The 23579-nt window shown below is 54.8% G+C and carries 16 protein-coding genes; 13 read left to right on the top strand and 3 right to left on the bottom strand.

Annotation, left to right across the window (positions count from 1 at the left end):
• The first annotated feature begins 73 nt into the window (after positions 1–73).
• From purL to glnB, 8 genes are all read left to right on the top strand, one after another.
• Positions 74–3961, top strand: a complete 3888-nt coding sequence (purL, locus tag MRY16398_RS06820) for a phosphoribosylformylglycinamidine synthase (RefSeq protein ID WP_125124064.1) — start codon at positions 74–76, stop codon at positions 3959–3961.
• Between the two features lie 124 nt (positions 3962–4085).
• On the top strand, positions 4086–7100 hold the full coding sequence (locus MRY16398_RS06825; protein ID WP_125124065.1) for a hypothetical protein: 3015 nt from the start codon (positions 4086–4088) through the stop codon (positions 7098–7100).
• Entirely contained in the window at positions 7090–8712 is a 1623-nt protein-coding gene (locus MRY16398_RS06830) for an SWIM zinc finger family protein (protein WP_125124066.1), read from the top strand. Before MRY16398_RS06825 ends, MRY16398_RS06830 begins: the two co-directional genes overlap by 11 nt.
• A gap of 318 nt (positions 8713–9030) precedes the next feature.
• Complete coding sequence (locus tag MRY16398_RS06835) at positions 9031–10731, top strand: reverse transcriptase family protein (RefSeq protein WP_125124067.1); 1701 nt, start codon at positions 9031–9033, stop codon at positions 10729–10731.
• Positions 10732–11237: 506 nt separating this feature from the next.
• Entirely contained in the window at positions 11238–12674 is a 1437-nt protein-coding gene (gene qseE, locus MRY16398_RS06840) for a two component system sensor histidine kinase QseE/GlrK (RefSeq protein WP_039079787.1), read from the top strand.
• On the top strand, positions 12671–13405 hold the full coding sequence (gene qseG / locus MRY16398_RS06845; RefSeq protein WP_039079640.1) for a two-component system QseEF-associated lipoprotein QseG: 735 nt from the start codon (positions 12671–12673) through the stop codon (positions 13403–13405). Before qseE ends, qseG begins: the two co-directional genes overlap by 4 nt.
• Positions 13402–14739: a two-component system response regulator GlrR gene (glrR, locus tag MRY16398_RS06850; RefSeq protein ID WP_039079641.1), complete on the top strand. Its 1338-nt coding sequence runs from the start codon at positions 13402–13404 to the stop codon at positions 14737–14739. Before qseG ends, glrR begins: the two co-directional genes overlap by 4 nt.
• Before the next feature lie 74 nt (positions 14740–14813).
• The gene (gene glnB, locus MRY16398_RS06855; RefSeq protein ID WP_024549981.1) at positions 14814–15152 is read left to right on the top strand and encodes a nitrogen regulatory protein P-II; all 339 of its coding nucleotides are present in this window, start codon (positions 14814–14816) and stop codon (positions 15150–15152) included.
• Positions 15153–15195: 43 nt separating this feature from the next.
• Here the strand turns inward: glnB and hmpA are convergent, their stop codons facing one another.
• On the bottom strand, positions 15196–16386 hold the full coding sequence (gene hmpA / locus MRY16398_RS06860; protein WP_125124068.1) for an NO-inducible flavohemoprotein: 1191 nt from the start codon (positions 16384–16386) through the stop codon (positions 15196–15198).
• A 318-nt stretch (positions 16387–16704) separates the two neighbouring features.
• On the opposite strand from hmpA, the gene glyA reads away from it, so the two are divergent.
• On the top strand, positions 16705–17958 hold the full coding sequence (gene glyA / locus MRY16398_RS06865) for a serine hydroxymethyltransferase (RefSeq protein ID WP_039079643.1): 1254 nt from the start codon (positions 16705–16707) through the stop codon (positions 17956–17958).
• A 49-nt stretch (positions 17959–18007) separates the two neighbouring features.
• Here the strand turns inward: glyA and MRY16398_RS06870 are convergent, their stop codons facing one another.
• Positions 18008–18901: a nickel/cobalt efflux protein RcnA gene (locus tag MRY16398_RS06870; protein WP_125124069.1), complete on the bottom strand. Its 894-nt coding sequence runs from the start codon at positions 18899–18901 to the stop codon at positions 18008–18010.
• 142 nt (positions 18902–19043) lie between these two features.
• Here MRY16398_RS06870 and rcnR point away from each other — a divergent pair, with 142 nt between their 5' ends.
• Together rcnR and MRY16398_RS06880 are read left to right on the top strand one after the other, a co-directional pair.
• Positions 19044–19316 carry a Ni(II)/Co(II)-binding transcriptional repressor RcnR gene (gene rcnR, locus MRY16398_RS06875; RefSeq protein ID WP_039079645.1) on the top strand — a complete coding sequence of 91 codons (273 nt, stop codon included), beginning with the start codon at positions 19044–19046 and terminating at the stop codon, positions 19314–19316.
• Positions 19317–19414: 98 nt separating this feature from the next.
• Positions 19415–20554 (top strand): 3-phenylpropionate MFS transporter, encoded by a 1140-nt coding sequence (locus tag MRY16398_RS06880; protein ID WP_125124070.1) that lies wholly within the window; start codon positions 19415–19417, stop codon positions 20552–20554.
• Here the strand turns inward: MRY16398_RS06880 and csiE are convergent.
• Positions 20551–21828: a stationary phase inducible protein CsiE gene (gene csiE, locus MRY16398_RS06885; RefSeq protein WP_039079647.1), complete on the bottom strand. Its 1278-nt coding sequence runs from the start codon at positions 21826–21828 to the stop codon at positions 20551–20553. The two genes, MRY16398_RS06880 and csiE, sit on opposite strands and share 4 nt — an antisense overlap.
• A gap of 124 nt (positions 21829–21952) precedes the next feature.
• Here csiE and MRY16398_RS06890 point away from each other — a divergent pair, with 124 nt between their 5' ends.
• Together MRY16398_RS06890 and MRY16398_RS06895 are read left to right on the top strand one after the other, a co-directional pair.
• Positions 21953–22591: a DUF1007 family protein gene (locus MRY16398_RS06890; RefSeq protein WP_039079648.1), complete on the top strand. Its 639-nt coding sequence runs from the start codon at positions 21953–21955 to the stop codon at positions 22589–22591.
• Entirely contained in the window at positions 22582–23562 is a 981-nt protein-coding gene (locus MRY16398_RS06895) for a nickel/cobalt transporter (protein WP_071193427.1), read from the top strand. The genes MRY16398_RS06890 and MRY16398_RS06895 overlap by 10 nt, the downstream gene beginning before the upstream one ends.
• The last annotated feature ends 17 nt before the right edge of the window (positions 23563–23579 follow it).

Here is a 23579-nt window from a genome sequence, read left to right on the forward strand (position 1 = left end):
CCGCTCAGGATTCTCTATAATGACGCCCGTTTTCCCCCTGATGCACACTTAAAGCTTCGAAGACGAGAGACTTATGATGGAAATTCTGCGTGGTTCGCCTGCACTGTCCGCATTTCGTATCAACAAACTGCTGGCGCGTTTTCAGGCAGCCCGGCTCCCGGTGAGCAATATTTACGCTGAGTATGTCCATTTTGCCGATGTGAACGATCGGCTGAACGAGGAAGAGCTCACGCGGCTGCAATGCCTGCTGAAATATGGTCCGAACTTGAGCAGCCATACCCCAACCGGAAAATTACTTCTCGTTACGCCCCGCCCTGGCACCATCTCCCCCTGGTCTTCTAAAGCAACGGATATCGCGCACAACTGCGACCTTGGCAAAATCAATCGCCTTGAGCGCGGCGTGGCCTACTATGTTGAGGCCTCAACGCTGACCGAAGCGCAATGGGCAAGCGTGGCGGCTGAACTGCATGACCGCATGATGGAGACCGTATTTACCGCCGAAGCGGATGCGGCACGCCTGTTTGAACATCATCAGCCTGCGCCGGTGCAAAGTGTGGATCTGTTAGGTGAAGGGCGTCAGGCGCTGATTGACGCTAACGTGCGTCTCGGCCTGGCACTGGCGGAAGACGAAATTGATTATCTGCAGGATGCGTTTAGCCGCCTTGGCCGCAACCCGAATGATATTGAACTCTACATGTTTGCTCAGGCGAACTCTGAACACTGCCGTCATAAAATCTTCAACGCCGACTGGGTGATTGACGGCGAACAGCAGCCAAAGTCGCTGTTTAAGATGATCAAAAACACCTTCGAGAAAACCCCGGACTATGTGCTGTCTGCCTATAAAGACAACGCCGCGGTGATGGAAGGTTCTGAGGTCGGGCGTTTCTTCGCTGACCACGAGAATGGCCGTTATGACTTCCACCAGGAAGCGGCGCACATTCTGATGAAAGTGGAAACCCACAACCACCCGACGGCGATTTCTCCGTGGCCGGGCGCGGCAACCGGTTCTGGTGGTGAAATCCGTGACGAAGGGGCGACCGGACGTGGCGCGAAGCCGAAAGCGGGTCTGGTGGGCTTCTCCGTTTCTAACCTGCGTATTCCGGGTTTTGAACAGCCGTGGGAAGAAGATTTCGGTAAGCCGGAACGTATCGTTTCCGCACTGGATATCATGACCGAAGGCCCACTCGGTGGCGCGGCATTTAACAATGAATTTGGCCGTCCGGCGCTGACCGGCTACTTCCGTACTTACGAAGAGAAAGTGAACAGCCACAACGGCGAAGAGCTGCGTGGCTATCATAAACCGATCATGCTGGCAGGCGGTATCGGCAACATTCGCGCCGATCACGTACAAAAAGGTGAGATCACCGTTGGCGCGAAACTGATCGTCCTCGGCGGCCCGGCGATGAACATCGGTCTGGGCGGCGGCGCTGCCTCCTCCATGGCCTCCGGCCAGTCTGACGCGGACCTGGATTTTGCTTCCGTCCAGCGTGACAACCCGGAAATGGAGCGTCGTTGCCAGGAAGTGATTGACCGCTGCTGGCAACTGGGTGATGCCAACCCGATCCAGTTTATCCATGATGTGGGGGCGGGCGGTCTGTCGAACGCCATGCCGGAACTGGTAAGCGATGGTGGGCGCGGTGGTAAATTCCAGTTGCGCGACATCCTTAGCGACGAACCGGGGATGAGCCCGCTGGAAATCTGGTGTAACGAATCCCAGGAGCGTTATGTCCTGTCCGTTGCGGCCGATCAGTTACCGCTGTTTGATGAACTTTGCCGCCGCGAACGCGCCCCGTACGCAGTGATTGGTGAAGCCGTGGCAGAGCAACATCTGACCATGAGCGACAGCCACTTCGACAACCAGCCGATCGATTTGCCGCTGGATGTGCTGCTGGGTAAAACCCCAAAAATGACCCGCGACGTGCAAACACGTAAAGCGGCCGGTGAAGCCATCGATTCACGTGACATTTCTATTGCGGACGCGGTAAACCGTGTGCTGCATCTGCCTGCCGTCGCCGAGAAAACCTTCCTGGTGACCATCGGCGACCGTACCGTCACCGGTATGGTGTCGCGCGATCAGATGGTTGGCCCGTGGCAGGTGCCTGTCGCTAACTGTGCGGTGACCACCGCCAGCCTGGACAGCTACTACGGCGAAGCGATGTCCATCGGTGAACGTGCGCCGGTGGCACTGCTGGACTTCGCCGCCTCTGCCCGTCTGGCGGTCGGTGAGTCCCTGACCAACATGGCTGCCACGCAAATCGGTGAACTCAACCGCATTAAGCTCTCGGCAAACTGGATGTCCGCAGCCGGTCATCCGGGTGAAGACGCCGGGTTGTACGACGCGGTAAAAGCCGTGGGTGAGGAACTCTGCCCGGCGCTGGGCCTGACCATTCCGGTGGGTAAAGACTCCATGTCGATGAAGACCCGCTGGCAGGAAGGTCACGAGCAGCGCGAGATGACCTCGCCGTTGTCGCTGGTGATCACCGCTTTTGCCCGCGTCGAAGATGTGCGTCGTACCGTGACGCCGCAACTTTCTACCGAAGACAACGCCCTGCTGTTGATTGATCTGGGTAAAGGCCACAATGCGCTGGGCGCAACCGCGCTGGCGCAGGTTTACCGTCAACTGGGCGATAAAACTGCCGATGTGCGTGATGTCCAGCAACTGAAAGGTTTCTGGAATGCGATGCAGGCGCTGGTGGCAGAGGGCAAACTGCTGGCCTGGCATGACCGTTCCGACGGTGGTCTGCTGGTGACGCTGGCCGAAATGGCGTTTGCCGGTCACTGCGGTGTGAATGTGGATATCGCCGCACTGGGCCAGGATCATCTGGCGGCGCTGTTTAACGAAGAACTGGGTGGCGTCATTCAGGTTCGTGCCGCGGACCGTGAAGCTGTAGAAGAGCTGCTGGCGGCAAACGGTCTGGCGGATTGTGTTCACTACCTGGGTCAGGCCTCGGCGAGCGATCGGTTTGTTATCGAGGCGGCAGGTCAGGCTGTGTTCAGCGAAAGTCGTACCACCCTGCGTATGTGGTGGGCAGAGACCACCTGGCAGATGCAGCGCCTGCGTGACAACCCGGAATGCGCTGACGAAGAGCATCAGGCGAAAGCCAACGATAGCGATCCGGGCCTGAACGTGAAGCTCTCTTTCGATATTAACGAAGACATTGCGGCACCCTATATTGCGACCGGCGCGCGCCCGAAAGTGGCGGTACTGCGTGAGCAGGGCGTTAACTCCCATGTGGAGATGGCGGCGGCGTTTTACCGTGCGGGCTTTGATGCCATCGACGTCCACATGAGCGATCTGCTGGCCGGGCGTACCGGTCTGGAAGATTTCCAGGCGCTGGTTGCCTGTGGCGGCTTCTCTTACGGTGACGTACTGGGCGCGGGTGAAGGTTGGGCGAAATCAATTCTGTTCAACAACCGCGTGCGCGATGAGTTCGAAACCTTCTTCCACCGTCCGCAGACGCTGGCGCTGGGTGTATGTAACGGCTGCCAGATGATGTCTAACCTGCGTGAACTGGTGCCGGGCAGTGAGTTGTGGCCACGTTTTGTGCGTAACCACTCTGACCGCTTCGAAGCGCGTTTCAGCCTGGTCGAAGTGACCCAAAGTCCGTCGCTGCTGCTGCAGGGAATGGTCGGTTCACAAATGCCTATCGCGGTTTCCCACGGTGAAGGCCGCGTGGAAGTGCGTGATGATGCCCATCTGGCTCAGCTTGAAAGCAAAGGTCTGGTGGCGCTGCGCTTTGTCGATAACTTCGGTAAAGTGACCCAAACCTATCCGGCTAACCCGAACGGTTCGCCAAACGGTATTACCGCGGTTACCAACGAAAGTGGTCGCGTGACGCTGATGATGCCGCATCCGGAGCGTGTGTTCCGTACGGTTTCTAACTCCTGGCACCCGGAAAACTGGGGCGAGGACAGCCCGTGGATGCGTATCTTCCGCAATGCGCGTAAGCAGTTAGGTTAACCCCGTCCAGCACGCCCGGCCCACATGGTCGGGCGTGCTTCCTCTTTCCGGTTGCTTATCTAAAAGACAGAACTGGCGATATTGAGTACAATCGTTTCCGGCGCTAACAGGGAAGGGAACGGTTATGAAGCTGATTAAAAAGGTAAAATTAACCTTTACGCAGGGAGCCTCGGACAAGGTCTATGAGGTGGATCTCTGTGAACAGCCTGGCAACGAGGTGAATCGTTACTGGGTGAATTTTCGCTACGGACGGCGTGGCGGCACGTTACGGGAAGGGACAAAAACGCCTGCCCCCGTTGATTTCATAAATGCCGAGGCTATTTTCGCAAGCGTAGTGGTTGCCAAAACCAACAAAGGCTACGTTGAGGCCGGTTCACTTTCCCCCTCCGCTGTCAGCGCTTTCTCTTCTTCGTTACACACCTTAATCCGCCAAATCGATCGCATTAAAGAGAGCGAACAACGAGCCCGAAGCATATGGCGACTCCCTCAGCAGCCGAACGCTATGCTGGCAGACTGGCTGGAAAAGGGGCTTAACGAGGAACATCACTGGCTGGAAAATTACGCCCGCCTCTGGACGCTGGGGCGCACGGGAAATCAGCACAACCTGGCGCGTGTGAGCCCCTTTCTTGAAAGCTCATATCCGCCATTAAGCAACCTTGCTTATGAAGTGTATCTGCGTCTGGGTGACGATGACGATATCGCTGTGCTGCGGCAAAACTTGCTGGCATCGTTACCGTCAGAGCTGTCCCAGGCATTAGCTGTTGGCGATACTGGGGCAATCGATGCGCAACTTCAGCGCCATATTAATGAACAGAATCCCAACGCGAGTACATTACTCAAAACGCTCTATCGGTTAGCGCTGGACAACCCGCTATTGCATCAAGGCCTGATTCGTCTGCTATACGTTCTGCCTCTGCGCCCTAATCTGTTTAAAGGTGTGCGCTACCTGTTCAAAATGGCTGAGTTCCGCCTGGATGCGCCGATGTTTGCCCTGCTGGCCTGGCGTTTTGATACTACGCGGGAATTTTATTCTGCCCAGTGGGACGGCGTCTGGGTGAACGGCGTGGGCTATATCAAACCCAGTCAGGAACTTCTGCGCGACGATAGCAGGCTGGCCTATTCGCGTAAAACGCGCGACTACCTGCGGCGCCGTAGCTGGCGTGCCTTGCGGCGTCTCGGTGCCCGTGGCGACGCTCGCTATGTCGATATGGCCTGCGCACTTCTGCTCCAGTATAAGAAAGAATACCTGGTGCCAGAAAAGCAGAGTGATTCAGGCGTTTTCGCCAGCGATGCGCATCTCTTCGCGTGGAACGCCATTTTGCGCTTACATCACCCTCACTATCAGCGCCACAGGCAGAGAGCGTTATGGATTCGGGTCAGCGATGAAAAGGATGAACGCCGCGTCGAGGCATTTCCACAACTCTGGGATCAGCACCCTGATGCACTGCTGACGTTATTGTGCCTGAGCGAGAGTGAAGCCGTTTGCACGTTTGCGCTCAGGGCAATGAAAGATAATGCCTCCTTCTACCAGGCCCTCACCGATAGCCAACTGGTGCAGTTGCTGGCTCGTCCGTTCCCGCTCATTGCCGATTTTGTGCTCTCGCTTCTTACTGCGCGTTCGCTCACTCCTGAGCTGCTGCTGGGGCTGATTAACAGTGTCCACCCGCAAGCGCGCAGCCTGGCGCTAACCCATTTAAACAGCATTAGCGCACTGTTTGACGAAGCCGAACTGGTTACCGCGCTTTTGCTGGCTGACGATGCGCAGATCAGCGCGTGGTTAGAAGAGCGTTTTTCCCGGCAGCCTCTAACCACCTCGCAACAGGTGACGTTAACGCGGGCGCTTTTGCTCCGGCTTACCGACGCGCAGACCACCTTTTCTGAGCAACATGCCCTCTGGTTGTCGGTGTGCCTGGTGAGCCATCTGTCTGCCATGGCCCCGTCGCTGACGATTGAGAATTTCAGCGAGCTGCTCGCCCATCCCGATACGGGTGTGCAGCTTTTAGCCGCCCGGTTGTTGGTGAGTTCCGATTTGGCGCAGAGCCCGCTTTCGCAAGCCCTGCTGGTTCAGATTCACAACTCGCCTGTCGCGGCTATCCGCGCCGCGGGCATCGCACTGTTAGGCAAACAAAATCCGGAATTAGTCTTGCTGCAGTTACCACAGCTAATTGATCTGCTCCAGTGCGGTGAGGCAGAAGAGCGACAAGCCTGTTACACGCTTCTGGGGCAACTGGCCGGGCAGCATGCTGCTGAGGTCTTTGCGGGATTATTCCCCTTAGTCTTTAAAAAAGAAGCCCACGAAGGCGCACACCAGGCGCTGTTAACGTTCTTCACGCACAAGCTTAATGCCTGCCTGCTATCCCTGGATAAAGACACCATCTGGCGGCTGATTCATGCCAGATCGCTGGCGGCGCAAAGCCTGGGACGTGAGTGTCTTCTGGCCCGTTCTCCGCTGGCGTGGAGCGTGAATCAATGGGTGGCGTTGGCAAATCACCCTGACCATTATATTCGTGATTATGCGTTGAAGGCCTTCACGTCACATGTAGATGTTGTCCGCGAACAGAGCAGTGCTGCGCTGGAGCTATTGGAAAGCGACTGGCCCGCAACCCGAGAATTTGGTTTTGCGTATTTCCGCCAGAACTACCCCTCCCCAGGCTGGACCCCGGAGCTGATCGTCAAGGTCTGCGACAGCAACCGCGACGATGTGCAGGCTTACGGTCGGGAACTGTTACAAACGTTCTTCCAGCGCGAGCAGGGGGAAGCGTATCTGTTAAAGCTGAGCCAGCATCCGTCATTGACAGTACAGACCTTTGTGACCCATTTTTTTGACGAGTATGCGACCGGAAAGCCTGATGTCATCCTGGCGCTGAAACCTTGTTTCCTGACAATCCTTTCCCAGGTTAACCGTGGGCGCGTCGCTAAAGACAGGACGCTTGCTTTTCTTACGCAGCAGGCGGCTGCCAGCCCGTTGGTGCTTGAGATGGTGGCGTCATTGCTGACTCGTCTGTCGCTGACAGTGGTGCAAAAAGACAAAGCGCCGCTGATCAAGGCCATGCTTCAACTGCAAAAACAGTATCCCCATTTGAATTTGCCGCTGGACATTATTGCCCGACCCGAACAAGGAGCGCCTCATGCAGGTTAGTTATCGTTATCAGGGAAAGAGTCAGGCCTCGGAAAACGGTTTGACGTTCTCGCCAGATAGCCTTCGCCCACCGGCGTTCTTCGTCGGTGAGCTCAGGCAGAAACTGGCGTTTCGCGAGGCCATCTCCGCGCTGCATAACGTGGTGGTATCGGACATGCGTTTTCAGCCAAAAGATAAAACCGACTATCGGCGCTGGCTGGCGGGAGAAGAACAGCGGTTATTAGCGGAATTTATTGCGCAGAAAAGCCAGCTTGAGCAAGAAGCGAATGAGATTAGCGGGCGATTACATGTGCTGAACAAAGAGGCTGCAACGCTGCTTGCACCTTACCATGAGGCGCAAAAAGCTTATTTCAATTATCTCTATAAAAACGATATTGATGCCTGGTATGTGTTGGATCCGGTGATCACTGTGCATCCCGATGAAGTCTTTTTTGAGTGTTTTTCTGAGGATGAATCAAGCTACGGCAAATTGAGTTGTCATTACGATGTTTTTGACAACATCAGCGAGCGTGCCTTTGGGACCACCAACATCGACTATTCCGAAGGGCTCTACCAGGCATTTCAGAAAATCCGTGATTATCACCCGACGCAGTTAAAAATTGATCCGGACGGCTTCGCCATTCAGACGGACGGCAGCGAGTGTGAAGAGAAGAAAATCGATCTGCCGGACAGTTGGGTGCGCGGTTTTTTACAAGTGAGCTCGGCGATGACCCTGCCGATGGTGAAATTCTCGCTTGCGCCCATGGATATGCACAATATTTGCTTCCGGCTCAGGCGTAAAAAAGAGCGTAGCGGGCCGCGCTCGCTGCGTTTTGAGCTGACGCCGGGGCAGCCCGTCAAAGTGATTTTTGAGCCGTGGAATGAAACCCTGGTTTGCCCACGTTCGCTCTACAAGGGCGACCAGCCGCGTTCCATACGTGTCTGGGGACGGCGCAGACTGCATATCCTCGAACGTCTCATCCCCGTTGCCGAAAAATTCGATATCTGCCTTCTCGACGATGGTATGCCTTCATTCTGGACCGCAGATTTAGGGGCGATGAGTTTTACGCTTGGCCTGTCCGGCTGGAGCGCGAATGACTGGTCGGCCCAGGGTAATTTTGATTTGCTCGCGCCACGCCAGGCAGTCGATACCCTGACGCTGGAGCGGGTTTATCAGGCACTGAGCAAGCGCCATATGGCTTCATGCGCCTCTCTTGCCACCGAACTGGGGCTGGACGAAAGCATAGTAAAAGCGGCGCTGGCAGCCTACAGCCAGCATGGCCAGGTGCTCTATGACCTTAACAAAGATCTCTATCGTATTCGCGCGCTCTGCCGCGAGCCGATCCCACTGGAACAACTGCGCTTTAGTAACGAACGGGAAGAGAAGGCTATCAACTTCGTCAACGCTGGCCTGGTGCAGGTAGAAAGCGCCCTGAGTAATACCACCGGAACGCAAATGCGCGGTCAGGTTCTGGATAATGCCGTACGGTACAACGTTTCCCTGATGCTGGATACAGACCAGCGGCTGACGGTGGGCGAGTGCAATTGTCACTATTTCCATCAGAACCGACTGCGTCGTGGTCCGTGTGAACATATGCTGGCATTGCGGCTGGCAGCAAAGGTAAAAGCATGATGAAAAGGACTTTTTCTGCTGTTATACTCGACGTTAATAGCGGCGTGGCAAGGAAACCTTGCATCCCGGATGGTGGATCGCCATTCAGGTTTTATGACTGCCCACGCGTCACTGATGCCATCTTCACTGGGCAGAGTGTGAGTACCTGTCACTATTGCAGTATGGCTTCAACGAAGCCAATGAGTGACAGGTACTCCACTCTGCGTCGAGTGGATAACCTCAGTACCAGGAACGCTTCGAAGGCCTTATTCGCCACGCCGCTATCCCTCCCGGTCATCCCCGTATTCTCTTGTCCATCACGGTCAGGGGGCGTTCGTTATGTCTGAATCTTCAAAGCTGACCCGCCAGCAAATTTACGAGCGCATCCGCGAAACCAGTAAAGAGGAGTACATCCTCGCTGAAATGATCCGTCTGGGTTTCTGGGATGAAACGCAAGATAAACCCGCTCTCACCGCAGAATTTATTGCTCAACGTGCGGCGTTACAGAAACAGCTTGCGGAGCTGGGGCAGAAACAACGGCTTTATGATGACCCGCAAAAAGCATTGCGGGAATTGCACAAAACGCGCAAAAAAGCGGCCCTGGAGAAACGCGAGCAAACCCGCATTGCCCGTAACGAAGCGCGCTATGCGCGTGCGTTGCAATGGCATCAAAAGCAGCAAGCAGAAATAACCTGGCTGGGGGAGGGGGTTTCATTTGGCCTCACCGACACCGCGCACAACGAAGCCCGATTACAAGCGCAGAAGCTGCCCTTGCTTGCAGACAGCCAGGCACTGGCATCTGCAATGGGCATCACGATTAATGAGCTGCGTTTTCTTTGCTTTCAGAAAAATGTCTCCCGAGTAAACCATTACCGGCGTTTTTCCCTCGCCAAAAAAAATGGCGGTGAGCGACTGATTTCGGCGCCTATGCCACGCATGAAGCGCGCGCAGTACTGGATTCTGGAAAACATTCTGAATCGTGTGAAGTTACACGAAGCAGCCCACGGTTTTGTTACCGGGCGCAGCATTTTGAGTAATGCGCTGCCGCATGTGAACCAGGCAATAGTGGTCAATCTGGATATGGAAAACTTCTTCCCGACGGTGAATTACCGCCGGGTAAAAGGTTTATTTCGCCAGTTAGGTTATGCGGAGCAACTGGCCACTGAACTGGCTTTGTTAACTACGGAACCTGAGGTTACGCAGGTGGCACTGGATGGCGAGACCTGGTTTGTGCAGGAAGATGCACGTTTCCTGCCGCAGGGCGCGCCAACCAGTCCGGCGATTTCCAATATCATCTGCCGTCGTCTCGACAGCCGTTTGCAGGCAATGGCACAGAAGCTTGGTTTTGTTTACACCCGTTATGCTGACGACATGACCTTTTCCAGTGCGCAGCCGTCCGCCAACGTGCAACAGCTATTATGGCGCTGCAAGCAGATTGTTAAGGATGAAGGTTTTAAGATCCACCCTGAGAAAACCCGGGTCATGCGCAAGCCGCAAAAGCAGGAAGTCACCGGTATTGTGGTGAATGAAAAGCCCTCCGTGGATCGCAAAACGCTAAAACGCTTTCGCGCATTGCTATTTCAGATTGCAAAAGATGGAATGGAAGGAAAGCGCTGGGGATCGGGCGAGCTGATGGCGAGCCTTGAAGGCTATGCTAATTTCGTGGCAATGGTGGCCCCTGAGAAGGGCATTGTTTTGCAAAAGCAGGTCACCGACCTGAAAAGACAATATGGATATACAACCCAGCCGGGGCGAATTACAGCGCTGAACAAGAAGTTGTTCCGGGCAAAAGCCGCCCGTGGGGAATCGCCACGTGATAACTGGTGGCAGGCACAAGAAGCCCCGCCACCCGTTCTGGAACAAACCGCGCAGCAGCAGGCAACGCAAAAGGCGACATCATCAGCGACAGAGGCGTTGCATTTCGACGCGCAGCCTGAGGCTCATGCCGGTCAGGTGCCTGATAAGTCTCGTTCCCCTTTACGTTTCTTCTGGGTGCTTATCCTTGTGCTGCTGATTATGATTCTGGCGCGGATGTTTTAAATGTTATCTGTGTCATGTTGCAGTGTCGGGAAACCGCGACAAAGCCACTGTTCTGATGTCTCCAAAAGGAGACATTTAAGTCTTTGATTTATATAGTTGATGCGTTTGTGGTAAAAGGGTGTTGCTGATCGGAGACAGTTAGCGTGAAAATCATTCAACCGCTATTCAACGCCTGAATGTTGTTAACTTCTTATATTTCAGTCGGTTAATATTTTGTTTTGCGTTTTGGCATAAGTGTTGCATAATAATAACCAGTGGCTCATTCACCTTCTTATGTCAGCCCCTTCGGGACGTGCTACATAAACTTCGAATGACGCACTTAAAGGTGCCTGCCGTCCAACTGCTGATAAAAGTTCGCTTTTTCAGATATCGGGCGAAACGTCGAGTTAGGCACCGCCTAATTTCTAAGCAAAGCCGGGTTTATACCCGGCTTTGCTTTTTCTGGCTTCCCCGTAGCACATTACTCAGCTAGCATCCTGTTAAACCCGATTTGCGAGAGTATTGCGTTGAAACGCTGGCCCATTTTTCCCCGCTCCCTACGCCAGGTCGTTATGATGGCGTTCTTACTGATCTTATTGCCTTTGTTGGTGCTTGCCTGGCAGGCATGGCAAAGCCTGAATGCCCTGAGCGCCCAGGCGGCACAAACGAATCGCACCACGCTTATCGATGCCCGACGCAGCGAGGCGATGACCAATGCCGCGCTGGAAATGGAACGCAGTTACCGTCAGTACTGCGTGCTGGACGACGCAACCCTGTCAAAGGTGTATCAGAGCCAACGTAAACGCTACAGCGAGATGCTGGATGCCCATGCAGGCGTGTTACCGGACGAAAAACTCTACCAGGCGCTTCGTCAGGATTTGAACGATCTCGCTCAGTTACAGTGCAAAAGCAGTGGCCCAACCGCAGAGGCGTCCGCACGACTCGAAGCCTTTGCGGCGGCGAATACCGAGATGGTGCAGTCAACGCGGCAGGTGGTGTTCTCCCGTGGACAGCAGTTGCAGCAGGAAATTGCCGAGCGCGGTCAGTTCTTCGGCTGGCAGGCACTGGTGCTGTTTCTGGTTAGCCTCGCGATGGTGCTGCTGTTTACGCGGATGATTATCGGCCCGGTGAAGGGCATTGAACGGATGATCAACCGATTGGGGGAAGGGCGCTCCCTTGGGCATACGGTAGTCTTTAAAGGCCCGCGTGAGTTGCGCTACGTGGGGGAACGCATCATCTGGCTAAGTGAACGCCTTTCCTGGCTTGAATCACAGCGTCATCAATTTTTACGCCATATCTCTCATGAACTGAAAACCCCGCTTGCCAGCATGCGTGAAGGGACGGAACTGCTTGCCGATCAGGTCGTCGGGCCGTTAACAGTAGAGCAGGAAGAGGTGGTGGCTATCCTCGATGACAGCAGCCGTAATCTGCAAAAACTGATTGAACAATTACTCGACTACAACCGGAAACTGGCGGATGGCGCGGTTGAACTCGAAGACGTTGAGATCGAGCCGCTGGTGGATATGGTTCTTACGGCTCACAGTTTGCCCGCGCGAGCTAAAATGATGCATACCGAGGTTGTGCTGGATGCGGCTTCATGCTGGTCTGAGCCGATGTTGCTGATGAGCGTGCTGGATAATCTTTATTCGAACGCGGTGCACTATGGGGCTGAATCCGGTAACATTTATATTCACAGCTATCTTGCAGGCTCGCGGCTGCGTATTGAGATATCCAATACCGGTACGCCGATTCCTGAGGCGGAACGCAGTATGATTTTTGAACCCTTTTTCCAGGGGAGCCATCAGCGAAAAGGCGCGGTGAAGGGGAGTGGCCTGGGGTTAAGCATCGCCAGAGACTGCGTTCGCCGTATGCACGGCGAGTTGCATCTGGTGGATGTCGATCATGCAGATGTCTGTTTTCGCATTGAGCTACCGCTTAATGCGTCGGAAAAATCCAACAAATGAAGCGAAATCAGGTGAGTATGTCGCACGTTTTTTCCCGCGTGGCTGGCGCGGTGTTGTTGCCTAAGAAAATGCTTCGTGCATTGCCCTGCCTGCTGCTGGCAGGTTGTGTATCCCAGACGCCTGAGCATGCTGTACATGAACAATTCGAAGAGCAGCTTCCGGAACATCAACTGGCCGATTTCCTGCTGACGGACTGCGGTAATATCTGGTCATTAACCGGCCAGGCTTTCGATACCAACCCGTTATTCTGGCTGCGCAGTATGGATTGCGCCGGGCGCCTGGCGCCAGCAGAAGCGCGTGCTGAGGCGCGCGTCTGGCCCGACGATACGTGGCAGGACGCCTTTAAGCGCGGCATTTTACTGTCGAGTGCGAAAATTACCCCACTGGAACGGCGTGAGAATATCACGCGTCTTGATGTGTTAAGCCCGCAAATTCCCGCACCTGTGCGTCCGCTTTATCAGCTCTGGCGCGACGGTCAGACATCACAGCTCCAGCTTGCAGAAGAGCGTGGTCGTTATGGCAAGCTCCAGCAGTCGACGGATGCCGAGCTGGATACCTTACGCCAGCAGCAACAATTTCTGCGTGAGCAACTGGACACGACCACGCGCAAACTGGAAAACCTGACCGATATAGAACGTCGGCTCTCCAGCCGCAAACCGGCGGGCAATGATCTACCGGATAGCGCGCGCCCCGCAAGGACCGAAACGAAACAAGAGGACGCGAAACCATGACCAGCCGAAAACCTGCCCATCTGCTGCTGGTGGATGACGATCCGGGCCTGTTAAAACTGCTCGGTTTGCGTCTGACCAGTGAAGGCTACAGCATTGTCACTGCCGAGAGCGGGCAGGAGGGGCTCCGCGTGCTGGCTCGCGAGAAAGTGGACCTGGTCATCAGCGACCTGCGTATGGATGAGATGGACGGTATGCAACTGTTCACGGAGATCCAGAAGGTGCAGCCGGGTATGCCCGTCATTATTCTCACCGCACATGGTTCCATTCCGGATGCGGTCGCCGCAACGCAGCAGGGGGTGTTCAGCTTCCTGACCAAGCCGGTCGATAAAGATGCATTGTACAAGGCGATTGATGATGCGCTGGAGCACTCTGCACCCGCCTCAGACGATCAGTGGCGCGATACGATCATTACCCGCAGCCCGGTCATGCTGCGCCTGCTTGAGCAGGCGAGAATGGTGGCGCAGTCTGATGTCAGCGTGCTGATTAACGGCCAGAGCGGGACCGGGAAAGAGATCCTTGCGCAGGCAATCCACAATGCCAGTCCGCGCAGCAAAAATGCCTTTATCGCCATCAACTGTGGTGCGTTACCGGAGCAGTTGCTGGAATCTGAACTCTTTGGTCATGCGCGCGGTGCTTTTACCGGCGCGGTCAGCAGCCGTGAGGGGCTCTTCCAGGCGGCAGAAGGCGGTACGCTGTTTCTTGATGAAATCGGCGATATGCCCATTCCGCTACAGGTTAAACTGCTGCGTGTGTTGCAGGAACGCAAAGTCCGGCCGCTCGGCAGCAACCGTGATATCGACATCAATGTGCGGATTATCTCCGCGACCCACCGCGACTTGCCTAAAGCAATGGCGCGCGGCGAATTTCGTGAAGACCTGTTTTATCGCCTGAATGTGGTTAACCTCAAAATCCCGGCGCTGGCGGAACGTGCGGAGGATATCCCGCTGCTGGCCAACCACTTGTTGCGTCAGGCGGCTGACAGACATAAACCCTTTGTGCGCGCTTTTTCCACCGATGCGATGAAACGGCTGATGACCGCAGGCTGGCCGGGTAACGTGCGCCAACTGGTCAACGTCATTGAACAATGTGTAGCGTTGACCTCATCGCCGGTCATCAGCGACGCGCTGGTTGAGCAGGCGCTGGAAGGTGAGAACACGGCCCTGCCCACGTTTGTGGAGGCACGGAATCAGTTTGAGCTCAATTACCTGCGCAAGCTGCTGCAAATCACCAAAGGTAACGTCACCCACGCGGCGAGGATGGCCGGGCGCAACCGTACTGAATTTTACAAATTGCTCTCGCGCCATGAACTGGATGCCAACGACTTTAAAGAGTAATGGCGTAGTGAATATGGTAGTGTGAGCAACCGATTACGAAGTAGCTTACTGGCAAGCGTTTTTAAGGACCAACCATGAAAAAGATTGATGCAATTATTAAACCTTTCAAACTGGATGACGTGCGTGAAGCGCTGGCCGAAGTCGGCATTACCGGGATGACGGTGACCGAAGTGAAAGGGTTTGGTCGCCAGAAAGGCCATACCGAACTGTACCGTGGTGCAGAGTACATGGTGGACTTTCTGCCGAAAGTAAAAATCGAAATCGTTGTCACCGATGATATCGTTGAGACCTGCGTAGATACCATTATCCGCACGGCCCAGACCGGTAAAATCGGCGACGGTAAGATTTTTGTCTTTGATGTTGCCCGCGTGGTACGTATCCGTACCGGCGAAGAAGACGACGCGGCTATCTGATTCTCTCCCTCACCCTGGCGGGTGAGGGCTATTCCTCCTGCTCTTACAGCACCTTGTGCGGGCCAAAACATTCGTAATGAATGTTCTCTGCCTCTATGCCCAGCCCGACCAGTTGCTTCGCGGCAAACTGCATAAACGCCACCGGACCACAAAGATAAAACTGCATGGCCGGATCGCTGAATGCCGACTCGTGCTTACTCAGATCCATCAACCCTTCGCTATCAAAGGCCTGCGCCTGTTTATCAAAATGGGTAGGCGCGCGATACCAGACATGAGACGTCACGCGAGGCAGTTTGCTGCTCAGTGTTTTCACCTCATCGGCAAAGGCGTGAACATCGCCATTTTCTGCTGCATGAAACCAGTTTACCTGGGCTTTATGTCCAGCCCGGGCGAGTGTATCGAGCATCGCCAGCATTGGTGTCTGGCCGACGCCTGCGGAGATGAGCGTAACCGGGGTGTTGCCCTCGACATCCATAAAGAAGTCACCTGCCGGGGCCGCCAGATGTACCACGTCGCCGACCTGCGCGCGCTGATGCAGCCAGGTTGAGACCTGCCCACCTTCTTCACGTTTAACCGCAATACGATAATGTTTACCGTCAGGGGCGCGTGTCAGGGAGTACTGGCGGATTTCCTGATAAGCAAATTCTTCCGGTTTGAGCCAGATGCCGATGTATTGCCCCGGACGGAAATCAGCAACGGGTTGCCCATCAACAGGGGCGAATTCAAAACTGGTGATTAACGTGCTTTGCCCGGTTTTTTCCACCAGACGAAACGGGCGCGTTCCTTCCCAGCCGCCGGTTTTGCTCGCATTTTCATCATACAGTTGCGCTTCTCGCTGAATAAAGACGCCAGCCAATACCCCATAAGCTTTACCCCATGCATCGAGGACTTCCTGGCCTGGGCTGAACATCTCATCAAGGGTCGCCAGCAGATGATGGCCGACAATGTCGTATTGCGCAGGCCGGATCTGAAAACTGGTGTGTTTTTGGGCAATCTTTTCCACTGCTGGCAGTAACGCGGCGAGGTTATCAAGGTTGCTGGCATAGGCCGCAATAGCGTTGAACAATGCTTCGCGCTGATCGCCGTTACGCTGATTGCTCATGTTGAAAATATCTTTGAGCTCGGGATTGTGCGTAAACATCCGGTCATAAAAATGGGCGGTCAGTTTTGGACCGGTTTCCAGCAGCAGAGGAATGGTGGCTTTCACTGTCGCGATGGTTTGAACGTCAAGCATAGTCGCTTCCTGTCAGGTGATTTATAAGATGTATTTAAAATGCATCTTATAGGCGAGGCTGCGGGGTTGTAAAGAGGAAAGCGGCTGCGGCGATGAATTTCAACGTGAAGAAGTTGCATCACAAACGTGAAAAGAATTCCGTTGCAAAGGCAAAGTGCATTATCTCTCAAACCCTTGTCTGGCGCGTAGCCAATCGTTTGCGTAAAAACCTTTGTCAAGACCTGTTATCGCGATATGAATCAGTTATACTGTGAGCCGTTCCCCAAAACGGGCCCTCAAATTTGAGTTGCTTTATTGTTAGCTGAGCAGGAGATGCGGATGTTAAAACGTGAAATGAACATTGCCGATTATGATGCCGAACTGTGGCAGGCTATGGAGCAGGAAAAAGTACGTCAGGAAGAACACATTGAACTGATCGCCTCCGAGAACTACACCAGCCCGCGTGTAATGCAGGCACAGGGCTCTCAGCTGACCAACAAATATGCCGAAGGTTATCCTGGCAAACGCTACTACGGCGGTTGCGAGTATGTCGATATCGTTGAACAACTGGCTATCGACCGCGCAAAAGAGCTGTTCGGCGCTGACTACGCGAACGTACAGCCGCACTCCGGTTCTCAGGCTAACTTTGCGGTCTACACCGCGTTGCTGCAGCCGGGCGATACCGTGCTGGGTATGAACCTGGCGCAAGGCGGCCACCTGACTCACGGCTCCCCGGTTAACTTCTCCGGTAAACTGTACAACATCATCCCTTACGGTATCGATGAGTCCGGTAAAATTGACTATGAAGACATGGCGAAGCAGGCTCAGGAACACAAACCGAAGATGATCATCGGTGGTTTCTCTGCTTACTCCGGTATCGTTGACTGGGCAAAAATGCGTGAAATCGCAGACAGCATCGGCGCATACCTGTTCGTTGATATGGCACACGTTGCCGGTCTGATTGCGGCAGGCGTTTACCCGAACCCGGTTCCACACGCTCACGTCGTCACGACGACCACGCACAAAACCCTGGCGGGTCCGCGCGGTGGCCTGATCTTGGCGAAAGGCGGTAACGAAGAGCTGTACAAAAAACTGAACTCCGCTGTGTTCCCAAGCGCACAGGGCGGCCCGCTGATGCACGTCATCGCCGCGAAAGCCGTCGCGCTGAAAGAAGCGATGGAGCCAGAGTTCAAAGTCTACCAGCAGCAGGTTGCTAAGAACGCGAAAGCAATGGTGGAAGTGTTCCTGAACCGTGGCTACAAAGTGGTCTCCGGCGGTACGGAAAACCATCTGTTCCTGCTGGATCTGGTTGACAAAAACCTCACCGGTAAAGAAGCAGACGCTGCGCTGGGCCGCGCCAACATCACCGTTAACAAAAACAGCGTGCCGAACGATCCGAAGAGCCCGTTCGTCACCTCCGGTATCCGTATCGGCTCCCCGGCCGTAACGCGCCGCGGCTTTAAAGAAGCGGAAGTGAAAGAGCTGGCTGGCTGGATGTGTGACGTGCTGGACAACATCAATGATGAAGCGGTTATCGAGCGCGTCAAAGGTAAAGTTCTGGATATCTGCGCACGCTTCCCGGTTTATGCATAAGCCCTGAAAGCATACAAAAATGCCCGCATCTTGCGGGCATTTTTTTGCCTTATCGCAGGGTGAAATAGCCGTGAACGCCCATATAAACCCCTACCAGTGCAATCAATACGCTTGAGAAATAGGGCGCGCGCCGCGCAAGAGTATTGAATCCTGACCAGCGTTTCGCCGCATGTTGCACACTCACTGCCGCTCCCACGCCTACCGCAACCAGGGTTAATGCCAGACCGATGCTAAAACACACCACCATCGTAGCGCCCAGCGTTAACGCCTTAAGCTGAATACAGATCAGCAGCACGGTAATCGCTGCCGGGCAGGGGATGAGCCCACCTGTCAGGCCAAACAGCAGAATTTGCCCGTTGGTCACCTTTGTGCCGTTAAAGCGGCGCTCGATATCCCGGGCATGGGCCAGTTCGTGCGCGTCACGATACTCTTCTTGTTTCTCCACTTTCCGCGCAGAGAGGATCACCGGCTGGCGCAGGCTCAGGCTGGCGGCTTGAGCAGGCTGGAAAATCAAACCTTGAGCATGAGGGTGGGGATGCGGATGATCGTGATGGTGGTCATGACCGTGGTGATGATCATGGTGGTGACCCGCATGCCACTGGCGCTCACCTTGCCAGGTACGCCAGAACATCCATGCGGCTGTCCCCAGAATAATCACCGCTGAGATCATCTGCATCCACGGCTCAACGGCTGCGGCAGTGAACCGACGGCTGATAAACATCCCGCCCATCGCGATAAGCCAGACCACCGCCGTATGAGACAGCGTAGCCGCAAGACCGAGCATAACGGCCTGTTTAACGGTGCCTTTGATCGCCACGATAAAGGCTGCCATCATCGTTTTTGAATGCCCCGGTTCAAGGCCGTGCAGCGCGCCGAGCAGAATGGCGCTCGGAATGAAAAACCAGCCATTTCCCTGCTGAAAGAGGGTCGCAAAATCGGTCATGAGAATAATTCTCGCTAATTGTTATCTCTTTTAAATCTACTCCCCCCCAGTAAAAAATACTATCCCCCAGTAGAAAGAAACTCCCCCCCAGTTGTTCTGTGATATGATTTTTCCACTCAGCAGACGCGAAAATGAGGCCAGTATGTCGCATACCATTCGGGATAAAAGAAAGCTCAAAGCACGGGCGAGTAAAATTGAAGGGCAAGTTGCGGCGCTGAAAAAGATGCTTGATGAACCGCATGAATGCGCACAGGTTTTGCAGCAAATCGCGGCTATTCGCGGGGCGGTTAACGGTTTGATGCGTGAGGTTATTAAAGGGCATTTGACCGATCATATCGTTCATGAAAATGACGAAGTCAAACGTGAAGCCGACCTTGATGTGGTGCTGAGTGTGCTGGATTCCTATATCCGCTAACGGTAAGGGAATACCACGCCTCCCCAACCTGTTATATAACTGTTACTTGCCAGTTTATTGATTTACCTCCAGACTATCGCCTCATTCAGGAGGGAATCATGGTTTTGCAGTCCACGCGCTGGCTGGCGCTCGCTTATTTCACCTACTTTTTTAGTTACGGCATCTTTTTGCCCTTCTGGAGCGTCTGGCTCAAAGGCACAGGACTCACGCCGGAAACCATCGGGATCTTGCTCGGTGCAGGCCTGGTAGCCCGTTTCCTTGGCAGCCTGCTTATTGCACCTCGCGTCAGTAACCCCTCACTTCTCATTAACGCCTTACGTCTCCTTGCGTTGATTACGCTGGTGTTCGCGCTCGCCTTTTGGGCCGGGACTCATGTGGCCTGGCTCATGGTGGTGATTATCGGTTTTAACCTCTTTTTCTCGCCGCTGGTTCCCCTGACGGATGCGCTTGCCAACACCTGGCAGAAACAGTTTCCCATGGACTACGGTCGGGTTCGCGTTTGGGGCTCTATCGCCTTTGTGATTGGCTCGGCGGCAACCGGAAAACTGGTTAGCGAATTTGATTATCGTGCGGTGCTGGCGATGCTGACGCTGGGGGTTGCTTCTATGCTGCTGGGAATGCTACTACGCCCGTCGATTTTACCGCAGGGAGATACCCGCCATCAGGATGCCACCGGCTGGAAGGCATGGCGCGACCTGGTCGTAAAAAGCTGGCGTTTCCTGGTTTGCGTTTCGCTACTGCAGGGGGCGCACGCTGCCTACTATGGTTTCAGCGCCATCTACTGGCAGGAAGCGGGGTATTCCGCTTCAACGGTGGGCTATCTCTGGTCACTTGGGGTGGTCGCAGAAGTCCTTGTTTTTACGCTCAGTAACCGGTTGTTCCGTCGCTTTAGCGCCCGCGATTTGCTTTTACTGTCTGCTGTTTGTGGGCTGGTGCGTTGGGGACTGATGGGATGGACGACCGACCTGTCGTGGCTTATCGTCGTACAAATCCTGCACTGTGGTACCTTTACCGTCTGCCATCTGGCCGGTATGCGCTACATCGCTGCCCGCAAAGACAATGAGATAATTCGCCTGCAGGCTGTCTATTCGGCCGTCGCGATGGGAGGAAGTATTGCGGTGATGACCATGTTCTCCGGATTCTTATTCCAGCATCTGCATCAGGGGTTGTTCTGGGTGATGGCGCTACTGGCAGTGCCTGCACTGTTTTTGCGCCCGAAAGTTGCCGCTCAGCCTTAAGCTTCAAGCATTTCACGGATATGCGCCTGCTGATGACCGGTCAGCGGGCGATCCGCATGGATCAGCGGCGGTGAAAAGAGGGGGAGTGGGGTCGTGTACGGGGTCACGATCAGCGTGACATTGCGCGGAGCCCCCTGTTTCTGAAAGTCCTGTAGCGGAAGATATTTAATATTGAGCGGCAGCAGCGTGAGTTCACGCAGTTGCAATTCAATTTCCTGTTCGCGCTCTGGCTCGTGGCCGGTAAGCAATACGACCTGTTTTTCATGCAGGTCGCTTTCCTGCATCAGCCATGCCCCGAAGATGACCGCCACCAGGCCTGCTTCCTCATCGCTAAAACGCAGGCCGTATTCTTTTTCCACCACCAATAACGCCTCGCGCGCGGTGCGTACCAGCCGTGGATAAAGACGGAAAATCTCCTCCTGCAGGCTGTCATCAATACCAATTCCAAAGAGATTACGATCCAGCGCCTGTGCCAGGTGAACATAGAGCTGTGCCGCCAGCCCTTGCTCATCGCTGAAACGCAGCCCGGCAAGCGCGCGAAAACGGGCAATCATATGCGTAATGGCTTGTTGCAGGCGTTTATCCTGTTGCTGGCTGTCGTTTAGTGGATCCGGGGTACGCAACATCATAAACAGCAGCGAGAGAAAGGCATGTTCGTTACCGGGAGGTAACGCGGTAACACGACGGCGCCAGTGACGCACGATTTCATGCGCCGCTGCGTATTCTGCGCGCATCTGTGTCCATGCCTGCTGAACCGGGTTAAACTCCGGCGTAAAACCGTAGTGACTTTGCAGCAGGCAGTACTGGAGATAGAGACGCAGAAACTGAATGTCGCGGCATTCAAATGACCGTTCTAAGCGCCGGGCGCAGAGGTTAATCAACGCGCGCAAATTGGTGTCGTCATACAGCGTGCGGGCAACCCCCTGTTGTTTAAGGGCGGCTTTGAGCGCTGGCGCATACTGCTGAGTGATAAAATGGGGACATAAGCGCAGCCCACGCCGGAGCCATTGCAACAGGCATAAACGTTGGTCGAGTGCTGTGCCTTCAATCCGGTAGCTGCCGTCCTGTCGGGACGTAATAGTCAGCCGATGAAAACGCTGGATCTCATGGTCGGTCTCGGCAATATCCTGCCGGGTGACCTCTTCATCCACGCCATTCATGGCACGTATGATTTCCGTGGTGACAGTGTGCCCTGGGAGTGCGAGCATCAAAAGCACCTGGCAGCGGCGCTGCGGACTGGAGAGCACAGATGGCGGTGTCATTTCTATAGTCATCTGTCAGGCTCCAGTAAGGTTGTTTGATAAGAATAGCTAAAGGTATGTCTGGTGAAAGCGCAGCCGCAGCCCTTTCCTTCAGGATTGCCGGAGAGCATCACAGAATTTTTCTCGTGAGGAACACATGCAAGCAGTTAAACAATGCGCTTTTGGGCTCTTTCTCGCATTTTTATCATTCAGTGCGCTGGCGCATCCGCACAGTTTCATCCGCATAAAAATGCAGCTTGTGGTGGATAACGGGCAATGGACCGGGCTGAATATGCGCTGGACGATGGATGAAATTACCTCCGCAGATCTCCTCTATGATGCGGGTGATGCCAAACCGGGTGACGAGATCTGGAAAAAGCTGGCGGCGGAAGTGATGGCCAATGTACTGGGGCAGCATTACTTCACCGAAGTCTGGCATAACGGGCAAAAAGTGAAATTTCAAAATCGACCCTTAAGCTATGGCCTTGCGAGAGAAGGACATAAGGCCGTGCTTACCTTTGTGTTGCCGCTGGCAGAACCACAGCCGCTGAGTGGGCAGACGTATACTTTTTCCACCTATGATCCGACCTATTTTGTCGACATGAGTTATGCCAGTGAAAGTGATGCCACGCTGCCGGATGCCGTACAGAAGACATGCAAACTTACAGTTAAAACACCGAAGCCGGGGGAAGATGTGCTGAACTATGCACAATCGCTGGATAAAGCGGATGCGCCGGAGGAAGACATGCAGTTGGGTAAACAGTTCGCGCAGACGGTGACGGTACAATGTCCGTAATTAACACAACACGCCGACCGCTGCGGCGCTGGCGGCAGTGGTGGCCTCTGGCCCTCTTTATCGTGCTCGCGCTGGCGGGTGTCTTCTGGCTCTGGCACGTCTGGCCGCAGGTACTGCGTGAAAGTGTCGGCTGGCAGCGCGCGTTTAACCGGCAAATGAGCGCTCTGATTCAGGCCGTGGCAGAAAACCCGACCGCCGCGGGTGGTTCTCTGCTGATGGTGAGCTTTATGTATGGCGTACTGCATGCGCTCGGGCCGGGGCATGGCAAAGTGGTGATCACCACCTGGCTTGCAACGCATCCTTCACGCCTGAAATCCAGTATTGGGCTGACGCTGGCATCTTCCCTACTGCAGGGGCTGGTGGCGGTGACGCTGGTGTTTGTCGTATTGAGCGTACTGGCGCTACCGGCCCGTCAGCTTCATTTAAGCAGCTTCTGGCTGGAGAAATGTAGCTACGCGCTGGTGGGGGTGCTGGGCCTGTTGCTCTGCTGGCGTGCTGTCAATAAACTCCGCGGCCTGTTACGCAAACCTACGTTTACCGCGTTTACGCCTCATCATGAGCATCATGAACACTGCGGGTGTGGACATCAGCATCTGCCCACGGCGGAACAGCTACAGCAGGGCGATGACTGGCGCGCGCGTTTGATGATCATTCTCTCGATGGGGATGCGGCCCTGTTCCGGGGCCATTATGGTACTGCTGTTCAGTAAGGTGATTGGCGTTTTCGGCTGGGGGGTTGCCTCGGCGATGGCGATGGCGGCCGGGACATCATTGACAATCTCGACGCTGGCGCTACTGGTGCACAGTTTTCGTCAACTGGCGGTGAAATTGAGTGCGAATAAAGCCCCCGCCTTATGGAAGCAGGTTGGCTGGACGACGCTCGCGCTGGCGGGTGGGGCGATTCTTGTCACCGCATCGGTTGTGATGTGGCTCAGTGCGGAAATCATGGGAAGAGGGCTTCGGCCTTTTTGATTCGCCGAAAGAGAGTA

Source organism: Phytobacter sp. MRY16-398, assembly GCF_003925915.1.
Taxonomy (GTDB): domain Bacteria; phylum Pseudomonadota; class Gammaproteobacteria; order Enterobacterales; family Enterobacteriaceae; genus Phytobacter; species Phytobacter diazotrophicus.